Origin of the sequence: Pedobacter psychroterrae (genome assembly GCF_004331695.1) — a bacterium.
In the GTDB taxonomy this organism is placed as follows: Bacteria; Bacteroidota; Bacteroidia; order Sphingobacteriales; family Sphingobacteriaceae; genus Pedobacter; species Pedobacter psychroterrae.
In genome coordinates, this window is record NZ_SJSL01000001.1 from 1,728,336 (window position 1) to 1,745,565 (window position 17,230).

The 17,230-nt window shown below is 41.5% G+C and carries 15 protein-coding genes; 5 read left to right on the top strand and 10 right to left on the bottom strand.

Annotation, left to right across the window (positions count from 1 at the left end):
* The gene (gene rpoC, locus EZ437_RS07670; RefSeq protein WP_131594789.1) at positions 1 to 4,287 is read left to right on the top strand and encodes a DNA-directed RNA polymerase subunit beta'; all 4,287 of its coding nucleotides are present in this window, start codon (positions 1 to 3) and stop codon (positions 4,285 to 4,287) included.
* Between the two features lie 125 nt (positions 4,288 to 4,412).
* Complete coding sequence (locus tag EZ437_RS07675; RefSeq protein WP_131594791.1) at positions 4,413 to 4,727, top strand: DUF3467 domain-containing protein; 315 nt, start codon at positions 4,413 to 4,415, stop codon at positions 4,725 to 4,727.
* 2 nt (positions 4,728 to 4,729) lie between these two features.
* On the opposite strand, the gene miaA is transcribed toward EZ437_RS07675, so the two are convergent.
* The 6 genes from miaA to EZ437_RS07705 are packed head-to-tail and all read right to left on the bottom strand — an operon-like array spanning position 4,730 to position 10,303.
* On the bottom strand, positions 4,730 to 5,635 hold the full coding sequence (gene miaA / locus EZ437_RS07680) for a tRNA (adenosine(37)-N6)-dimethylallyltransferase MiaA (RefSeq protein ID WP_131594793.1): 906 nt from the start codon (positions 5,633 to 5,635) through the stop codon (positions 4,730 to 4,732).
* Between the two features lie 8 nt (positions 5,636 to 5,643).
* Positions 5,644 to 6,294 (bottom strand): IS1096 element passenger TnpR family protein, encoded by a 651-nt coding sequence (locus EZ437_RS07685; RefSeq protein ID WP_131594795.1) that lies wholly within the window; start codon positions 6,292 to 6,294, stop codon positions 5,644 to 5,646.
* A 57-nt stretch (positions 6,295 to 6,351) separates the two neighbouring features.
* On the bottom strand, positions 6,352 to 7,758 hold the full coding sequence (locus EZ437_RS07690; RefSeq protein WP_131594797.1) for a CCA tRNA nucleotidyltransferase: 1,407 nt from the start codon (positions 7,756 to 7,758) through the stop codon (positions 6,352 to 6,354).
* A gap of 25 nt (positions 7,759 to 7,783) precedes the next feature.
* Positions 7,784 to 8,350, bottom strand: coding sequence for an L-threonylcarbamoyladenylate synthase (locus EZ437_RS07695; RefSeq protein WP_131594799.1), 567 nt, complete (start codon positions 8,348 to 8,350; stop codon positions 7,784 to 7,786).
* 2 nt (positions 8,351 to 8,352) lie between these two features.
* Positions 8,353 to 9,480 (bottom strand): glycosyltransferase family 4 protein, encoded by a 1,128-nt coding sequence (locus EZ437_RS07700; RefSeq protein WP_131594801.1) that lies wholly within the window; start codon positions 9,478 to 9,480, stop codon positions 8,353 to 8,355.
* Positions 9,481 to 9,484: 4 nt separating this feature from the next.
* Entirely contained in the window at positions 9,485 to 10,303 is an 819-nt protein-coding gene (locus EZ437_RS07705; protein WP_131594803.1) for a 2,3,4,5-tetrahydropyridine-2,6-dicarboxylate N-succinyltransferase, read from the bottom strand.
* Positions 10,304 to 10,383: 80 nt separating this feature from the next.
* Between EZ437_RS07705 and EZ437_RS07710 the strand changes: the two genes are divergently transcribed.
* The gene (locus tag EZ437_RS07710) at positions 10,384 to 10,785 is read left to right on the top strand and encodes an RNA-binding S4 domain-containing protein (protein ID WP_131594805.1); all 402 of its coding nucleotides are present in this window, start codon (positions 10,384 to 10,386) and stop codon (positions 10,783 to 10,785) included.
* On the opposite strand, the gene EZ437_RS07715 is transcribed toward EZ437_RS07710, so the two are convergent.
* Together EZ437_RS07715 and EZ437_RS07720 are read right to left on the bottom strand one after the other, a co-directional pair.
* A complete protein-coding gene (locus tag EZ437_RS07715; protein ID WP_131594807.1) occupies positions 10,782 to 11,507 on the bottom strand; it encodes an EcsC family protein in 726 nt (241 codons plus the stop codon). The two genes, EZ437_RS07710 and EZ437_RS07715, sit on opposite strands and share 4 nt — an antisense overlap.
* Before the next feature lie 105 nt (positions 11,508 to 11,612).
* Positions 11,613 to 12,197: an OmpH family outer membrane protein gene (locus tag EZ437_RS07720; RefSeq protein WP_131594809.1), complete on the bottom strand. Its 585-nt coding sequence runs from the start codon at positions 12,195 to 12,197 to the stop codon at positions 11,613 to 11,615.
* 221 nt (positions 12,198 to 12,418) lie between these two features.
* Here EZ437_RS07720 and gyrB point away from each other — a divergent pair, with 221 nt between their 5' ends.
* Complete coding sequence (gyrB, locus tag EZ437_RS07725) at positions 12,419 to 14,377, top strand: DNA topoisomerase (ATP-hydrolyzing) subunit B (RefSeq protein WP_131594811.1); 1,959 nt, start codon at positions 12,419 to 12,421, stop codon at positions 14,375 to 14,377.
* A gap of 163 nt (positions 14,378 to 14,540) precedes the next feature.
* Complete coding sequence (locus EZ437_RS07730; RefSeq protein ID WP_131594813.1) at positions 14,541 to 15,014, top strand: Lrp/AsnC family transcriptional regulator; 474 nt, start codon at positions 14,541 to 14,543, stop codon at positions 15,012 to 15,014.
* A gap of 126 nt (positions 15,015 to 15,140) precedes the next feature.
* Here EZ437_RS07730 and EZ437_RS07735 read toward each other — a convergent pair whose 3' ends face one another.
* Together EZ437_RS07735 and serC are read right to left on the bottom strand one after the other, a co-directional pair.
* On the bottom strand, positions 15,141 to 16,007 hold the full coding sequence (locus EZ437_RS07735; protein ID WP_131594815.1) for a sigma-70 family RNA polymerase sigma factor: 867 nt from the start codon (positions 16,005 to 16,007) through the stop codon (positions 15,141 to 15,143).
* A 17-nt stretch (positions 16,008 to 16,024) separates the two neighbouring features.
* The gene (gene serC, locus EZ437_RS07740; RefSeq protein WP_131594817.1) at positions 16,025 to 17,134 is read right to left on the bottom strand and encodes a 3-phosphoserine/phosphohydroxythreonine transaminase; all 1,110 of its coding nucleotides are present in this window, start codon (positions 17,132 to 17,134) and stop codon (positions 16,025 to 16,027) included.
* Positions 17,135 to 17,230: the final 96 nt, after the last annotated feature.

Sequence of the window (17,230 nt, forward strand, 5' to 3'; positions counted from 1 at the left end):
ATGTCTTACAAAAAGGATAATAAATTAAAAAGCAATTTCACCTCGATCACCATTAGTTTGGCGTCGCCTGAAGCTATTTTAGAGCGCTCCAGCGGTGAGGTGTTGAAACCTGAGACGATTAATTACCGTACTTATAAACCTGAGCGTGATGGTTTATTTTGCGAGCGTATTTTCGGTCCGGTAAAGGATTATGAATGTCATTGCGGGAAATATAAACGTATCCGTTATAAGGGTATTGTTTGTGACCGTTGTGGTGTGGAAGTAACCGAAAAGAAAGTACGCAGAGAGCGTATGGGACACATCAATTTGGTAGTTCCTGTAGCGCACATCTGGTATTTCCGTTCATTGCCCAACAAAATTGGCTATTTATTAGGTTTGCCTACTAAAAGATTAGACCTGATCATTTACTACGAGCGTTATGTAGTAATTCAGTCTGGTTTGATGTCTGATGAAGGGATCCAGTATATGGATTTCCTTACTGAAGAGGAATATTTAGACATTCTTGATAAGTTGCCTAAAGAGAATCAATACCTGGATGATAAAGACCCTAATAAATTCATCGCTAAAATGGGCGCTGAAGCATTAGAGGATTTGCTGAAACGTATTGATCTGGATACCTTATCATATAACTTACGCCACCAGGCTGCGAATGAAACCTCGCAGCAACGTAAAAATGAAGCACTGAAACGTCTGCAGGTTGTAGAAGCTTTCCGTGGTTCAAGAACACGTATTGAGAATAACCCTGAGTGGATGATCATTAAGATCGTTCCGGTTATTCCACCAGAATTGCGTCCGTTGGTACCATTGGAAGGAGGTCGTTTTGCGACTTCAGATTTGAATGACTTGTACCGTCGTGTGATTATCCGTAATAACCGTTTGAAACGTTTGATCGAGATTAAAGCTCCGGAAGTAATTTTGCGTAATGAAAAGCGTATGCTTCAGGAAGCTGTAGATTCGTTATTTGATAACTCACGTAAAGTAAACGCAGTTAAAACTGAAGGTAACCGTGCTTTGAAATCCCTTTCTGATATTTTGAAAGGTAAACAAGGTCGTTTCCGTCAGAACTTATTAGGTAAACGTGTTGATTACTCGGCCCGTTCGGTAATTGTTGTAGGCCCAAGCCTTAAATTGCATGAATGTGGTTTACCTAAAGATATGGCAGCTGAGCTGTTCAAACCGTTTATCATTCGCAAGATGATAGAAAGAGGTATCGTTAAAACTGTAAAATCTGCTAAGAAAATTGTAGACAGAAAAGATCCGCTTGTTTGGGACATCCTTGAAAATGTTTTGAAAGGACACCCGGTACTACTGAATCGTGCGCCTACGCTGCACAGGTTGGGTATACAATCTTTCCAGCCTAAACTGGTGGAAGGTAAAGCGATCCAGTTGCACCCTTTGGTGTGTACTGCATTTAACGCGGATTTTGACGGTGACCAGATGGCAGTACACTTGCCATTGGGCCACGCTGCAATATTGGAAGCACAGGTTTTAATGCTTGCTGCACACAATATTCTGAATCCGGCAAACGGAACTCCGATTACTGTACCTTCTCAGGATATGGTTTTGGGTCTTTATTACATTACTAAAGGCCGCAGAACTGACGAAGGACGTGTAGTAAAGGGGCAGGATTCCATATTCTATTCTCCAGAAGAGGTAATCATTGCTTACAATGAGAAACAAATAGATCTTCATGCATTCATTAAAGTAAAAACGAATGTAAAAGGTGAGGATGGAGTGATCGTTAATAAATTAATTGATACTACGGTAGGCCGTGTGCTGTTTAACCAAATGGTTCCGGAAGAAGTGGGTTATATCAATGAGTTGCTAACCAAAAAATCTTTAAGAGATATCATTGGTGATGTTGTAAAGATTACCGGTATGGCCCGTGCATCCAGGTTCCTTGATGATATCAAAGAATTAGGATTCCAAATGGCTTTCAGAGGTGGATTGTCATTTAATTTACAAGATGTAAACATCCCTGTTGAAAAGCATACATTATTACAACAAGCTTCTGCTGAAGTTGATGAGGTAAGGAATAACTATAATATGGGATTCATTACCAACAATGAGCGTTATAACCAAATTATTGATATCTGGACCAGGATCAATAACAGGTTAACATCGTTTGTTATGAATCAGCTATCAAATGATAACCAGGGCTTTAACTCTGTTTACATGATGCTTGATTCAGGAGCCCGTGGTTCTAAAGAGCAGATTCGTCAGCTTTGCGGAATGAGGGGATTGATGGCCAAGCCTCAAAAATCAGGGTCAGGTGGTGAGATTATTGAAAATCCGATCTTGTCTAACTTTAAAGAAGGACTGTCTGTATTGGAATACTTTATTTCTACTCACGGTGCCCGTAAAGGTTTGGCGGATACAGCGTTGAAAACAGCTGATGCTGGTTACCTTACCCGTCGTTTGCACGATGTGGCCCAGGATATGATCGTTAATTCTCCTGATTGCGGTACACTGAGGGGTATGTATACTATTGCTTTGAAAGATAATGAGGATATTGTTGAGCCATTATATGACAGGTTGTTAGGTCGTATTTCTCTTCACGATGTATTCAATCCGTTGGATGGGGCTTTGCTGGTAGGAGCCGGAGAGGATATTGATGAAGACATCGCAAAAGCGATCGAAGAATCTCCGCTTGAGGGTGTAGAAATCCGTTCGGTATTAACTTGTGAAAATCAAAGAGGTGTTTGTGCCCTTTGTTATGGTCGTAACCTTGCAACCGGTAAACGTGTTCAAAGAGGTGAAGCTGTCGGCGTAATTGCTGCACAGTCCATTGGTGAGCCGGGTACACAGTTGACGCTACGTACTTTCCACGTGGGTGGTACTGCCTCTAACATTGCAGCTGAGTCTCAGATTATGGCTAAATTTGATGGTATCATTGAATTTGAAAATGTCCGTACAGTAGATACAAAAACTGAAGAAGGTGATACACAGATTGTATTGGGACGTTCAGGTGAATTTAAGATCGTTGAGCCTGTTACAGGTAAGATCATCATGACCAATAACATCCCTTATGGTTCATTCTTGTATGTTGAGGATGGAGCTAAGATTACTAAGGGAGATAGAATTTGTTCATGGGATCCATATAATGCGGTTATTATTTCAGAGTTTGCCGGTAAGATCGAATTTGATGCAATTATTGAAGGGGTAACCTTCCGTGAAGAATCAGATGAGCAAACCGGTCACCGTGAAAAAGTAATTATCGATACACGTGATAAGACTAAAAACCCTTCTGTAAGGATCGTTGATAAGAAAGGCGAACTGATCAGAGGTTACAACATTCCTGTTGGTGCACACATCGCGATCGATGAAGGTGAAGCAGTTCAAACTGGTCAGATCCTTGTTAAGATTCCTCGTGCAACAGGTAAGACAAGAGATATTACTGGTGGTTTGCCGCGTGTTACTGAGCTTTTCGAGGCACGTAACCCGTCTAACCCTGCTGTAGTAACTGAAATTGATGGTGTGGTAACTTTGGGTGGTGTGAAACGTGGTAACAGGGAAATGACCATCGAGTCGAAAGACGGCGAGGTTAAAAAATACCTTGTGCCATTGTCTAAACACATCCTGGTTCAGGATAATGACTTTGTGAAAGCGGGTATGCCTTTATCAGACGGATCTATTTCACCTGCTGATATTCTTGCAATCAAAGGCCCTGCGGCTGTTCAGGAGTACCTGGTAAATGGTATTCAGGAAGTTTACCGTTTGCAGGGTGTGAAGATCAATGACAAGCACTTTGAAGTAATTGTTCACCAAATGATGCAAAAAGTTCATATTGAAGATCCGGGAGATACTATTTTCTTAGAAAATAACTCTGTGGACCGTTGGGACTTTATGATTGAAAATGATGAGATCTATGACAAAAAAGTAGTTGTAGAAGCTGGTGATTCAAATACTGTAAAACCTGGTCAGATTCTTTCTCTGCGTAAACTAAGGGATGAAAATTCTCAGTTGAAACGTAAAGATTTGAAACAGATTGAAGTTCGTGATGCAAGACCTGCAACTGCGAGTTCAATATTGCAGGGTATTACACGTGCATCATTGGGTACGAAGTCGTTTATTTCTGCAGCATCATTCCAGGAAACAACAAAAGTATTGAACGAGGCGGCAATTGCCGGTAAACGTGATAATATGCTTGGATTAAAAGAAAACGTTATTGTTGGACACTTAATTCCTTCAGGTACAGGTGTACGTGGATATGAGCGAATCATTGTTGGTTCTCAGGAAGAATACGATAAATTATTAGCTTCTAAACAAGAAGAAGCAGAAGCTTAATTTAAATATTTCATTAGAAATCCCCTGTCCTTACGAGGTTAGGGGATTTTTTTATGCTTTAAATCTGCAGTGATTTTTTTCAAAAAATATTCACTAATGCTAACCCAGTTATATAAGTTTGTGATATGGAAGAACAAAACAACGACAATCAACTAAACATAGAACTTTCGGAAGAAATTGCAGAAGGTATATTTTCAAATTTGGCCATTATAACGCATTCTAATACAGAATTTGTACTGGATTTTATAAGGGTAATGCCAGGAGTGCCTAAGGCCAGGGTGAAATCCAGGATTATCCTGACACCTGAACATGCCAAACGATTACTGGCTGCAATGCAGGATAATATTGAGAAGTATGAGGCGATTAACGGGCGTATCAAGACTCAGGAAGAGCCTCCTGGATTTCCTATGAACTTTGGCGGACCTGCGGCTCAGGCTTAAGTTTATTTGTGCTGGTTGATATAGTTGATGATCGCATCTGTCTGGTTTGGCTCAAACCATGCTGTGCTTTCATCTCTTCTGAACCAGGTCAGCTGACGCTTTGCAAACCGTCTGGTGTTCTGTTTGATCTGATCAACAGCTTCTTCAAGGTTAGTTTTGCCATCCAGATAGGTGAACAGTTCTGAATACCCTACCGTGTTGAGCGCATTGTAACTCCTATAGGCCTGCAGTGACTTAACCTCATCCAGCAAACCTGCTTCCATCATTTTATCAACGCGCTGATTTATCCGGCTATACAATTCAGCACGGTCCATATTGAGCCCGATTTTGATGATGTTAAAAGGTCTGATCTTTTTGCTGTTGGTAAAATGAGTGGATAGTTTGGTGCCTGTAGAAAGGTAGAATTCCAGTCCCCTGATCAGGCGCTGAGGATTGGCCTGATCAACTTTTTCATAGTATTCCGGATCATGAATGCTTAATTGCTTTTTGATGGGTTCAATTCCCTCCAGGGCAAATTGCTGATTAAGCCGCTCCCGGATGTTCAGATCAGTTTCCGGAAGGCTATCCATGCCTTTACACACAGCATCTACGTAGAGGCCTGAGCCCCCGGCCATGATGAGCAGGTCATGTTTTTCAAAAAGTTCAGCTAACAGCTGGATGGCTTCCAGTTCGAAATCACCGGTACTAAACAAAGTACTGATGTTGTGGGAATTTATAAAATGATGTGGAGCCGCGGCCAGTTCCTCCATAGAAGGCTTGGCGGTTCCAATTTCCATTTCTTTAAAAAACTGTCTGGAATCTGCCGAGATAATTTCGGTGGAAAATTCCCTGGCCAGTGAAATGGCCAGGTTAGTTTTTCCTATTCCTGTTGGTCCTACCAGGACAACCAGTGTTTTAGTTGATGCCATGAGCGGCCTTAATAGTCTTCTTCTTTGTAAGCCTCGTCTTCGTAGTTGTCGTTGTCTGAAAATTCATCTGCTCCATCTTCCGATTCATCTTCAGTATCTTCGCTCTTTTCCTGGGTGTTGATTCCTCTTCCGCCCATGGCTTCAAGTTCATCCGTGTCTTCAGGTACAAAATCCATTTCATTTAAGAAATCGAATTCTGTAGATACAGGGTTGGATGAAACGGCAATAGAACCAAAATTATTTTTATCAATAATCTTAGGTGCTTCGCCTGTACTTTTGGCAAGGAAAGGGTATTCAATATTTGGATCAGTTTCCAGTATGATCTTGATCAGTTCTACATGAAAATCGAATGGACGTTCAAAATTGTAGATATAATAGAATTTCTGATGCGGGTCTTCAATGAAACTGCTTAGTTTTGAATTTTCCATCAGCGCAACTCCTCTTTCTGTTTTTCGCTGATTTGGCAGGTAAGCTATTTCATCACCTTTTATCCAGTGATCAGTACTCACATAAAAAGAAGAAGATTTTTCAGGAGAATAACCGGTAGACCGATGAACTGCTTTATGTAAATCTTCAAATGTTTGGGTTGATTTGATATCTATTTCCCTAACTACCTCATCGAAATCTTCGAAACTTATTCTAAATCTATAAATTGCCATTTGAGCTTATTTTCTAGCTATAAAATTAAAAAATAAAATATACTTTATATAATTGTATTAATTTGTTGCTGGTGACAGGCCCAGTTCTTTTGCCTTTTTGAGCATATACTGTAACGCTTCATCATAGCTATTCGTGATTTCACCTTCTAAAATAGCTTCTCTGATGGCATTTTTAATGATGCCAACTTCTTTGCCTGCACCCAGATCAAAAGTTTTCATAATCTCATTACCTGATATAGGTGGCTGCCAGTTCCTGATCTTGTCACGCTCTTCTACATCTTTGAGTTTTTGTTTTACCAGTTCAAAGTTGTTCCGATATTTCTTTACTTTATACTCATTTTTTGTGGTTACGTCAGCATTGCACAGCATCATCAGACTGTCAATGTCCTCACCTGCATCAAATAACAAGCGCCTGACTGCTGAATCAGAGACTACCTCCTGTGCCAGAACAATAGGGCGGAGGTGAAGCTGAACAAGTTTTTGTACATATTTCATTTTCTCGTTCAGTGGTAATTTAAGCTGAGTGAAAATCTGAGGCACCATTCGTGCGCCTTTATCTTCATGACCGTGAAATGTCCATCCGTGACCTTCCTCAAAACGTTTTGTAGCAGGTTTGGCAATGTCGTGGAGAATTGCTGCCCACCTTAACCAAAGGTCGTCAGTAGCCGTACATATATTGTCCAATACCTGCAGGGTATGGTAGAAGTTGTCTTTATGCCCTTTCCCATTGATGATTTCCACCCCATATAGATTTGCCATTTGAGGAAAGATGAGGTGTAATAAGCCTGTATCAAATAAGTATTTGAAGCCAAGTGATGGGAGGGGTGACAAGATTATTTTATTTAATTCATCAGTAATTCGCTCTTTTGACACTATGCTGATCCTTGCTTTTTGCTGACTGATGGCTTTTAGTGCCTGCTCATCTATTGAAAAATTAAGCTGCGAAGCAAACCTGATCGCACGCATCATGCGCAATGGATCGTCTGAAAATGTAATCTCAGGACCTAAAGGTGTTTTTATGAGTTTATTTTGAAGGTCTTCAATGCCATTGAATGGATCTACCAGTGTTCCAAAAGAATCTTTGTTCAACGAGACCGCCAGCGCATTGATGGTAAAATCCCTTCTTAGCTGATCATCTTTTATTGTGCCGTTTTCGACAATTGGTTTCCTTGAATCTGAACGGTAAGATTCTTTCCTGGCGCCTACAAATTCTATCTCAAGATCCAGGAATTTCAGCATTGCTGTGCCGAAGTTCTTAAAAATCGCAACCTTGGTTTTGAGTTGTGCAGCAACCAGTTCAGCAAATTCAATCCCATTGCCCAATACCACTATATCAATATCCTTTGAAGGTCTTTGAAGAAAGATATCACGTACATATCCGCCAATTACATATGCTTCGATGTTATGCTTAGCGGCAGTATCGGCAAGAACCTTGAAAACAGGATGTTGTAGATGTTTCTCCATTGCTGAACTGCAAAAGTACTAAAACTTACCTTCTAATAAAGGAAAATTGGCCATCGGGGGCTAATTTCATTATGGTAGATGGTTTTTTAGGCTCGCGAAGATCTTGTTCCCAGTTCACGATAAGATCGACAGCTTCTTTAATTTCCTCGCTGATATCATCAAATGTCGCCGCTGCGGGTTGACCTGATATATTTGCGGAAGTGGAGGTGATCGGCTTCCTGAACCGGTGGATTAATTGCTGACAGAAATCGTGTTTTACAATACGGATACCTACACTTCCATCAGCATTGATTACGTTTTTGGACAGATTCTTCGCATTGGAGAAAATAATGGTCAGCGGATTTTCTGCGAATTCGATCAGGTCATACGCTACATCAGGGACATCATTTACATAACTTTGCAGCTTATTGTCAGTATCCAAAAGAATGATGAAGCTCTTATCTTCGGCCCGTCCTTTGATCTTGTTGATTTTAGCCACGGCGGCCTCATTGGTCGCATCGCAACCTAGTCCCCATACCGTATCTGTAGGGTACAGTATGACACCTCCGTTTTTAAGTATGGTAAGTGCCTTTTCTATTTCTTGTTTTAACATCTTTAATTGTTTTTGGCAGATAACGTGGTGTTGTAAACATGGATCATGTCTTTAGCGATGACCTCATTTCCGAATCTCTTTACGTAGGCCAGGCCTTCCGTAGCCATCTTATTTTGTAATTCCGGACTGGCAATGATCTGATTGATTGCCGATGCCAGTGCGGCATGTTCTAAGGGGGATATATAAAAGCTATTGTTTCCACCTGCTTCTTCCAGGCAGGACCCTTTTGCCGCAACGACGGGAACTTTGCTATATAGCGCTTCGATAATTGGTATACCAAATCCTTCATAAAGCGAGGGATATGCAAAAACTTTCGCCATTTGATAGATCGCGGGGAGGTCCTTAAATGGAACATGCTCAAGGAATACTACTCTTTCCCGTAAGTCCAGACGATCGATCTCTTTATTCACCAAGTCCATATAGCTGGTTTTTCTGCCCACTACTACCAGTTTGCAGACAGGGTCAACATCCTTTAATGCCTTAATGAGGGTTAACAGGTTTTTCCGGATTTCAATGGTGCCTACGTTTAAAATGTACTGCTGAGGCAAAGAATATTTAATGCGGATAGTTTCGTTGAATGCATGATCTGGCTCAGCTTTGAAGCTGTCGTCACAACTTTGGTAAACAACGTCGATCTTGTCTGGATTGATTTTGTAAACACTGATGATGTCGCGTTTTGTACATTCGCTGATGGCAACAATCCTATCCGCATGTCTGCAGGCATACCTGCATTTCATCCGGTAGATGAATCGGTCGATCGGGTTAAAATACTGAGGAAACTTTAAAAAGATGAGGTCATGAATGGTAACGATACTGGCTATCCCCGTTTTACCTATACCAAGAGGGATTTCGTGACTTAAACCATGAAACAGGTCGATCTTATCGTTAAGGAGTTGTTTTTTTATTCCGGAAGTCCGCCATAACAGTCCGGGGTTTTCCGGTCTGCAGACCCTGATCCGTTTGTCTTTTAAGAATTCGGTGACCTGGGCTCGGTCCTTTATTTTTTGGGTATAAACTAAATATTGGTTTTGAGGGAAGAAGGATGCAAGCTGAGCAATTAACGAGCGACTGTAATTTCCGAGGCCCGTAAAGTTATTTGCTGCTCTTTTTCCATCAAAACCAATCTTCATTACATTATACAGCTACATTGTTTTCTCTCAATGCATCATTAAGTGAAGTCTTTTTATCAGTAGATTCCTTGCGTTTGCCAATGATCAGCGCACAAGGCACCTGATAATCGCCCGCAGGAAATTTCTTGGTATAGCTGCCTGGTATTACTACAGAACGGGCAGGCACAAGGCTTTTGTATTCGATAGGCGTAGGGCCGGTCACGTCAATGATCTTTGTAGAAGCGGTTAATACTACGTTTGCACCAAGTACGGCTTCCTTTTCTACTCTGACACCTTCTACTACGATGGCGCGGGAACCTAAAAAGCAGTTGTCTTCGATGATTACCGGAGCAGCCTGGATAGGTTCAAGTACCCCGCCGATGCCTACCCCACCACTTAAATGTACATGCTTGCCGATTTGTGCGCATGAACCAACAGTGGCCCAGGTGTCCACCATAGTACCTTCATCTACGTATGCGCCGATATTGACATAAGAAGGCATCATGATCACTCCTTTAGCTAAATACGCACCATAACGCGCACTTGCACCAGGTACAACCCTTACACCCAGTTCTTTATAATTCGTTTTGAGCTTCATTTTGTCATGGTAAACAAAAGGGCCCACTTCAGTAATTTTCATTTGTCTGATAGGAAAATAAAGGATCACAGCTTTTTTGATCCATTCATTTATACCCCATGAATTCAGCACAGGCTCTGCAACACGTAGTTCACCCTTGTCCAACTGCATAATTACAGTTTCAATTGCTTCGCAATGCTCATTGTATTCTAATAAAGTTCTGTCTTCCCAAGCGGCTTCTACTAACTTTTTTAATTCTGCTATCATGTTATCTTTTTTGTTTTTTTGACAAAATAAATCAATTTTATGTATTGAACTATGTTTTCATCAGAATATATTTGTTTTTTATGACAGAACAGGAGAAATTACGGATAGATAAATACCTCTGGGCAATCAGGTTGTTTAAAACCAGGAGTCTGGCTACAGATGCGTGTAAGGCAGGACGGGTAAAATTTAAAGGCCAAAATCTGAAGCCATCGGCGATCGTAAAACCAGGCGATGTATATCAGGTCTCAAAAGGGATAGAAAAGAAAGTAATTGAGGTAGTTGAACTGTTGTACAACAGGGTAGAAAGTAAGGTTGCGGTAACAAAATACAAGGACCTTACGCCAGTAGAAGAAACGCATGCTTTTAAATCTATATTTCATGCGCCGAGTTTAAAACGGGATCGGGGCACGGGCAGGCCTACTAAAAAGGACAGGCGTGAAACGGATGACCTGATAGGGGGGATGTTTGATGAAAATGACTAGTCTGAAGTAGCAAGCAACCTCATTCTATAAGCCATTTTGGCTGTTTTTCCAAGCTTTTTTAGCAACTGATAATTGGCTACCGCTCCCACGGCAGCGCCGACTACCGGGATCAGCTGCGCCAGTTTAGCTATATCAATATAGTCCCGGTATTCCTGCTGAAACGTCTTCCAGTCAAAATTCTCCGAATTATCTGGTAGTATGCTTAGTTTTTTCTCCCAGTCTGCTATGTGCAAATATACTTTTGTCGCTCCTGCTGTGCTGGAAAAGGCAAGCTGAAAAATGTAGAGAATATATAGGCGCTCATGGAATTTATTTACATCAAAACCATACAGGGTTGCTATTTCAAATAGCAGTTTAACCTTTATGCCTACCAACACAGGAAAATCGGCCATACTCAGTAAAAAGCCGCCGGCACCGGTTACCCCGCCTTCGGCCGCTCCCGTTTTGGCATAGCTGTCTATCTTTTCACGGACAAGCGCCTCTCTATGCATTAGACTGAGCGCTTTCGAAGGCATTGCTGAAGTGGTATAGCGGGATCCGTAAAGGACGGCTTGCACCATGGTTTTGATGACTGCTGTGACCGCGTTGTGTACTTTATCGGGGATATAACTATTTATCTTATTCTGGACAGTATTGGTCGCCCTGTCAAATAAGGAAGGTTTTTTCATCATGTCCCTTTTCCAGAATTCCAGTTCTATCCTTATTTTCTCCTGATAATCCATAGTCAAATATTGTAATAAATATATTCAATAAAAAGGCCGGAAGATTTTTCTTCCGGCCATTACTGGAATTTATTCCGGCCTTTTTAAATTTCCGCAAATGCCGGATTATTTTTTATAAGCATCGTTTAGTCCCACAATCACTTCACTGGTCACATCCAGGCTTTCGTCAGCAAATAATATGGAACTATTGCCCTTAGAGTATGTCAAAACCATTTTAAACCCTTTCTTTTTGGCATATACTTTCAGGTAATCTGCTACTTTATCATATAGCTTTTCATTTTCCTGTTGTTGTTCGTTCTGAAGTGCAGCGCCTGCATTTTGCTGATACGCTTTTAGCTCCTGGTCTTTACGGCCTAATCGTTCTTCCGTTGCCGCTCTCTGATCTGCAGGTAATGTATTTTGCTGCTGCTGATACTGTGCCACTTCACGCTGAAAAGCCTGGGCTTTCGCTGCCATATCCTGTTGTGCTGTTTTCGTTTTAGCCTCCAACCTGGTTTTAATGTCTTTGAAATACTGATACTTTGTAAGCAGGGAATCAGAATTTACATAAACGATTTTCTCTTCGTTTGAAACTACCACAGTCTCAGATTTTTTAGCAGTACTGGTAGTTTCTTTATTTTGGCAGGACGCCATTACAGATACTATGGCTACAGCAGTAGCAATACTGCTCAATGTTGTTGTTTTTTTCATCAGTTAATGATATTATTCTATTTTTTATTTCCTTTATTTTGAATGAAAGCAAGTCCTTAAAATACCTACCTCGGCACAAATATAAAATTTCAAATCAAGTATCCTAAGCAACTCTGTTTTTTAGCCTGTTTTTCCTGTTTTTTTAGTCAAATAGTTATCCACAATTGCGGTTAATTGGCCATAAATGGTTATTTTTGAGTCTAATTGTTTTAATTAAAATTATGAGCGAAGAACAGGATTCAAAGTCAAATTATTCGGCAGATAATATACAGGTATTAGAAGGTTTGGAAGCGGTGCGTAAGCGCCCTTCGATGTATATAGGAGATACCGGAATAAAGGGCTTACACCACTTAGTTTACGAGGTTGTAGACAACTCAATTGATGAGGCATTGGCAGGACATGCCGATACCATATATGTAAATATTCTAAAGGACAACTCTATCAGGGTTGAAGATAATGGCCGCGGTATTCCAACCGGAATCATGCAAAAAGAGCAAAAATCGGCGCTTGAAATTGTAATGACCGTACTGCATGCCGGTGGTAAATTCGATAAAGACACTTATAAAGTTTCAGGTGGTCTGCACGGTGTGGGTGTGAGTTGCGTGAATGCATTGTCTACCCATCTTAAGGCAGAAGTCCACCGTGAAGGCAAAGTATGGGAGCAGGAGTATGAGAAAGGAAAGCCCCAGTATGATGTTAAAGTAGTTGGTGAAACTGAAAAAAGAGGAACGGTAATTACTTTTACCCCTGACCCTAGTATTTTTACCCAGACTACAGAGTACCGTTTTGATACGTTGGCCTCAAGGTTAAGAGAGCTTTCTTTCCTGAACAAGGGAATAAAATTAACACTTACAGATGATCGCGAACTGGATACTGAAGGCAATCCGGTTACAGAACTTTTCCATTCAGAAGGTGGTTTAAAAGAGTTTGTCCAGTTTCTGGATGGCAACCGGCCTTCTCTTATTTCAGAGCCAATTTATGTGGAAGGCATCAAAAATGGCATTCCGGTAGAGCTGGCATTGCAGTACAATGATAGTTATGCAGAAAATGTACACTCTTATGTGAACAATATCAATACGCATGAAGGCGGTACACACATAGCCGGTTTTAGAAGAGGGCTGACAAGGACATTAAAAGCTTATGCAGACAAATCAGGCTTGCTTAAGAATGTTAAATTTGAAATTACCGGCGATGATTTCAGAGAGGGCTTAACGGCTGTAATCTCTGTTAAAGTTCAGGAACCACAGTTTGAAGGACAGACTAAGACCAAACTGGGAAACACTGAGGTGATGGGTGCTGTTGATATTGCCGTAGGCGAAGCCTTAGGCATCTATTTAGAAGAATACCCGAAAGAAGCCAGGTCTATTGTCAACAAAGTTATTCTTGCTGCTACAGCCCGTGCCGCAGCGCGTAAAGCGCGTGAAATGGTACAGCGTAAAAGTGTAATGGGCGGTTCAGGCCTGCCGGGTAAACTTGCGGATTGTTCCGACAGTGATCCGGAAAAATGTGAGCTTTACCTAGTGGAGGGTGACTCTGCAGGCGGTACTGCCAAACAGGGCAGGGATCGTAACTTTCAGGCCATCCTGCCATTAAAAGGTAAGATCCTGAATGTTGAAAAAGCCATGGAGCATAAGATCTATGAAAATGATGAGATCAAGAATATGTTTACAGCCCTTGGTGTAAGTATTGGTACACCTGAGGATGACAAGGCTTTAAATTTAGCAAAACTGCGTTACCATAAGATCGTCATTATGACGGATGCGGATATTGACGGATCGCACATCACTACCCTGATCCTTACTTTCTTCTTCCGGTACATGAAGGCATTGATAGAGGCCGGTTATGTTTACATTGCTGCACCGCCGCTTTACCAGGTAAAAAAAGGCAAGGAGTTTGAATATTGCTGGAATGATCAGCAGCGTGATGTTGCGGTACAGCGTCTAAAAGGTGCAGGTAAAGAAGAAAGTGTGCATATCCAGCGTTATAAAGGTTTGGGTGAGATGAATGCAGAGCAATTATGGGATACTACCTTAAATCCTGCTACACGTACCTTAATGCAGGCTACCATTGAAAATGCTGCTGAATGCGACCATACTTTCTCTATGTTAATGGGCGATGATGTAGCTCCTAGAAGGGACTTTATTGAAAGAAATGCAAAATATGCCAAGATTGATGCTTAATCAGTCAATGAAATAAAAGACAAAAAGGTCAGCCCCTCAAAGGCTGGCCTTTTTTTATGATTCACCGCGACCTCTTCACCGCATCCATAAAAATAATTTGGAGGAGTTTAGATGAACAGGCTGGAACTTGTATAGCTTTGCCTTAACTAACACAAATCAACTTATGAATGGACTGGACACCACGGATATAAATATTCTGAACCTTATTCAGAATGATGCACAGCTTACACATAAAGAAATTTCCTGGAAGACAAATAAGTCGCTTTCGGCAATACAGGTCAGGATAAGAAAACTACAGGAAATTGGGATTATTAAGAAGTTTGTCACCCTGCTGGACCGTAACAAAGTTGGAAAAGAACTGGCAGTATTTACCGCAATTAAGCTGAGCAATTGCGGGCAGGAAGCACTATTAGAGTTTCAACAGCATGTGGTAGCTTTTGAGGAAGTGATGGAATGTTACCATATGAGTGGAGTTAAGGATTTTCTACTCAAGGTAGTGGTCAGCGATATGGGGGCTTATAATTTGTTCATTATGGAGCGTCTGTCACTTGTGCCGCATATTGGTGGTGTGGAAAGTTTATTTGTGATCTCAGAATCCAAGCACGAAACCGCTTATAAATTAAAGCTCCCACAGTAGCAATCGTTATACCTTACCAATACACATCATCTCTTCCTTGTGTTGAATTTTACGTGCAGATCTTTGTTCCTCACAATGAATATTATGACAAGCAGAAGCAGCAAAATAGATCCAATGTCCGAAAAACTAAGCATACTCCCTAAGCATACCGGTCTGGGGGAATTTTTGGAGTTTATTGATAGACTTGCTGAGCAGTTGTCTGATCCGCTCTTTAGACAAGCCCATCTTTATCGCAATATCTTCGTTTTCCAACTGTTGATTGCCAAATAATCCATAGGCATGAATCACAATTTCCCGCTCCCGTGTTTTTAAAGTATTGAGCAGCATGCAGATCCTTTCGCGAAGATGTTCAGATTTGATCCATTCATTTGCATGATTTCCGCTTTGATCGGCAAGGAAATTGATTAAGGCATTGTCTTCTGATTCACCGCCTGGAATGTGATCTTCAAGATACCTGGCGCGCGCATTTGCCCGAATATGATCGGCCAGCTGATCCTCTGTTTTGCCGATCACTTCAGAAAGTTCGTGGAGTGTTGGTTCCCGCTGCAGCGTCTGCTCCAGCTTTATTGCTTCGTTGTTAATAGCGGTCATTCCCAACTGCTGGTTCATAGGCAGCCGGATGATGCGGGCATATTCATTAATGGCGGTAATGACGGACTGTCTTACCCACCATACTGCGTAAGATATGAATTTGAAACCCCGTGTTTCATCAAAATTGCCTGCTGCTTTGATCAGCCCCAAATTGCCTTCGCATACCAGGTCAGCCAGGCTCAAGCCAAGATTCTGGTATTTTTTGGCACAGGACACCACAAAGCGCAGGTTTGCGGTAATGAGTTTATGTTCTGCAGCCTTGTCTCCGGCCTTTATCTTTCTGGCCAATAGAATTTCTTCACCTGGATCGATCAGGCTGATCCTGCCGATGTCACTCAGGTACCGGTGAAGAGATTCTTCATTTCGGTTGGTGTGTGATTTTAGAATCTTTAGTTCACGCATGTCATTAAACTTAAGTGTTAATAGACTATTTCTGATTCAGCCCCAACTGGTTTTGGCTGTCTCAGTATTTCAAATTCCTGCATGGTTTTTACAAGGGCCTGCACACTTTGAAGCGACAGTGCATTGTATAGCGATGCGCGAAATCCCCCGACAGTGCGGTAGCCTTTTATACCGATCATGCCGCGTTTAGCAGCGAAATCCAGAAACTCTTGCTCATGTGTAGGCTCAACAGCCTGAAAAGTAACGTTCATCCTGGAGCGGTGTGCAATAGCCGCATTTCCTCGAAACAAGGTATTGCGGTCTATCTCTGCGTACAGCAACTTTGCTTTTTTAATATTTTGCTTTTCTATACCGGATACTCCGCCATTGTTTTTCAGCCACAACAGGTTGAGCATAGAGACATAGATGGAAAATACCGGGGGTGTATTATAAAGACTTTGATTGTCACGGTAAACGCGGTAATCGGACATCGAGGGCAAGGGTTTATCAATGGAATCAAGCAGTTTATTTTTTACGATAACCATAGTCATCCCAGCAGGGCCCATGTTTTTCTGCGCACCTGCATAAATGAGGTCAAAATCCCGGATACGGATTTCACGGGAGAAAATGTCTGACGACATATCGCAAATCAGCGGGACCCCCATATCCGGCCAGTTAAATATTTCTGTTCCTTCGATGGTATTGTTTGAGGTAATATGAAGATAGTCGGCATTGGTATGATGCGACTGAATATCAGGAATATAGTTGTAGTTTTTGTCGGCAGAAGAGGCAATGATCTCCGTATCACCAAAAAAGAGGGCTTCCTTTATTGCTTTCTGTGCAAAATAACCAGTATCCAGATACAGTCCTTTGGTTTTAAGGAAGCTTTGAGGGATCATAGAAAACTGTGTACTGGCCCCACCCTGCATAAAAAGAACAGTATAATCTTCAGGTACTTTAAGTAATTCTCTAACGAGTAACCCGGTTCTGGATATTACAGATTCAAATTCCGGCGACCGGTGAGAGACTTCCAGTATCGACAGGTCAATGTTGTTCCAGTTAACTACCGCACTTGCAGCTTCCTCCAGTACAGACTGCGGTAAAATACATGGTCCTGCTCCGAAGTTGTGTTTTTTTATGTTTTCCATCAGGTATATTTGGGTTTCTTGATGGGGTAAAGTTCTGCGGATTAATTGTTTAATTATACCGATTGTCGCTTTTTAGGAAATTTTCCTGTTTTCTTG

Coding starts and splice junctions, on each gene's coding strand:
- rpoC (WP_131594789.1), top strand. CDS start 1: ATGTCTTACAAAAAGGATAATAAATTAAAAAGCAATTTCACCTCGATC.
- EZ437_RS07675 (WP_131594791.1), top strand. CDS start 4,413: ATGGAAGAACAAAACAACGACAATCAACTAAACATAGAACTTTCGGAA.
- miaA (WP_131594793.1), bottom strand. CDS start 5,635: ATGGCATCAACTAAAACACTGGTTGTCCTGGTAGGACCAACAGGAATA.
- EZ437_RS07685 (WP_131594795.1), bottom strand. CDS start 6,294: ATGGCAATTTATAGATTTAGAATAAGTTTCGAAGATTTCGATGAGGTA.
- EZ437_RS07690 (WP_131594797.1), bottom strand. CDS start 7,758: ATGGAGAAACATCTACAACATCCTGTTTTCAAGGTTCTTGCCGATACT.
- EZ437_RS07695 (WP_131594799.1), bottom strand. CDS start 8,350: ATGTTAAAACAAGAAATAGAAAAGGCACTTACCATACTTAAAAACGGA.
- EZ437_RS07700 (WP_131594801.1), bottom strand. CDS start 9,480: ATGAAGATTGGTTTTGATGGAAAAAGAGCAGCAAATAACTTTACGGGC.
- EZ437_RS07705 (WP_131594803.1), bottom strand. CDS start 10,303: ATGATAGCAGAATTAAAAAAGTTAGTAGAAGCCGCTTGGGAAGACAGA.
- EZ437_RS07710 (WP_131594805.1), top strand. CDS start 10,384: ATGACAGAACAGGAGAAATTACGGATAGATAAATACCTCTGGGCAATC.
- EZ437_RS07715 (WP_131594807.1), bottom strand. CDS start 11,507: ATGGATTATCAGGAGAAAATAAGGATAGAACTGGAATTCTGGAAAAGG.
- EZ437_RS07720 (WP_131594809.1), bottom strand. CDS start 12,197: ATGAAAAAAACAACAACATTGAGCAGTATTGCTACTGCTGTAGCCATA.
- gyrB (WP_131594811.1), top strand. CDS start 12,419: ATGAGCGAAGAACAGGATTCAAAGTCAAATTATTCGGCAGATAATATA.
- EZ437_RS07730 (WP_131594813.1), top strand. CDS start 14,541: ATGAATGGACTGGACACCACGGATATAAATATTCTGAACCTTATTCAG.
- EZ437_RS07735 (WP_131594815.1), bottom strand. CDS start 16,007: ATGCGTGAACTAAAGATTCTAAAATCACACACCAACCGAAATGAAGAA.
- serC (WP_131594817.1), bottom strand. CDS start 17,134: ATGGAAAACATAAAAAAACACAACTTCGGAGCAGGACCATGTATTTTA.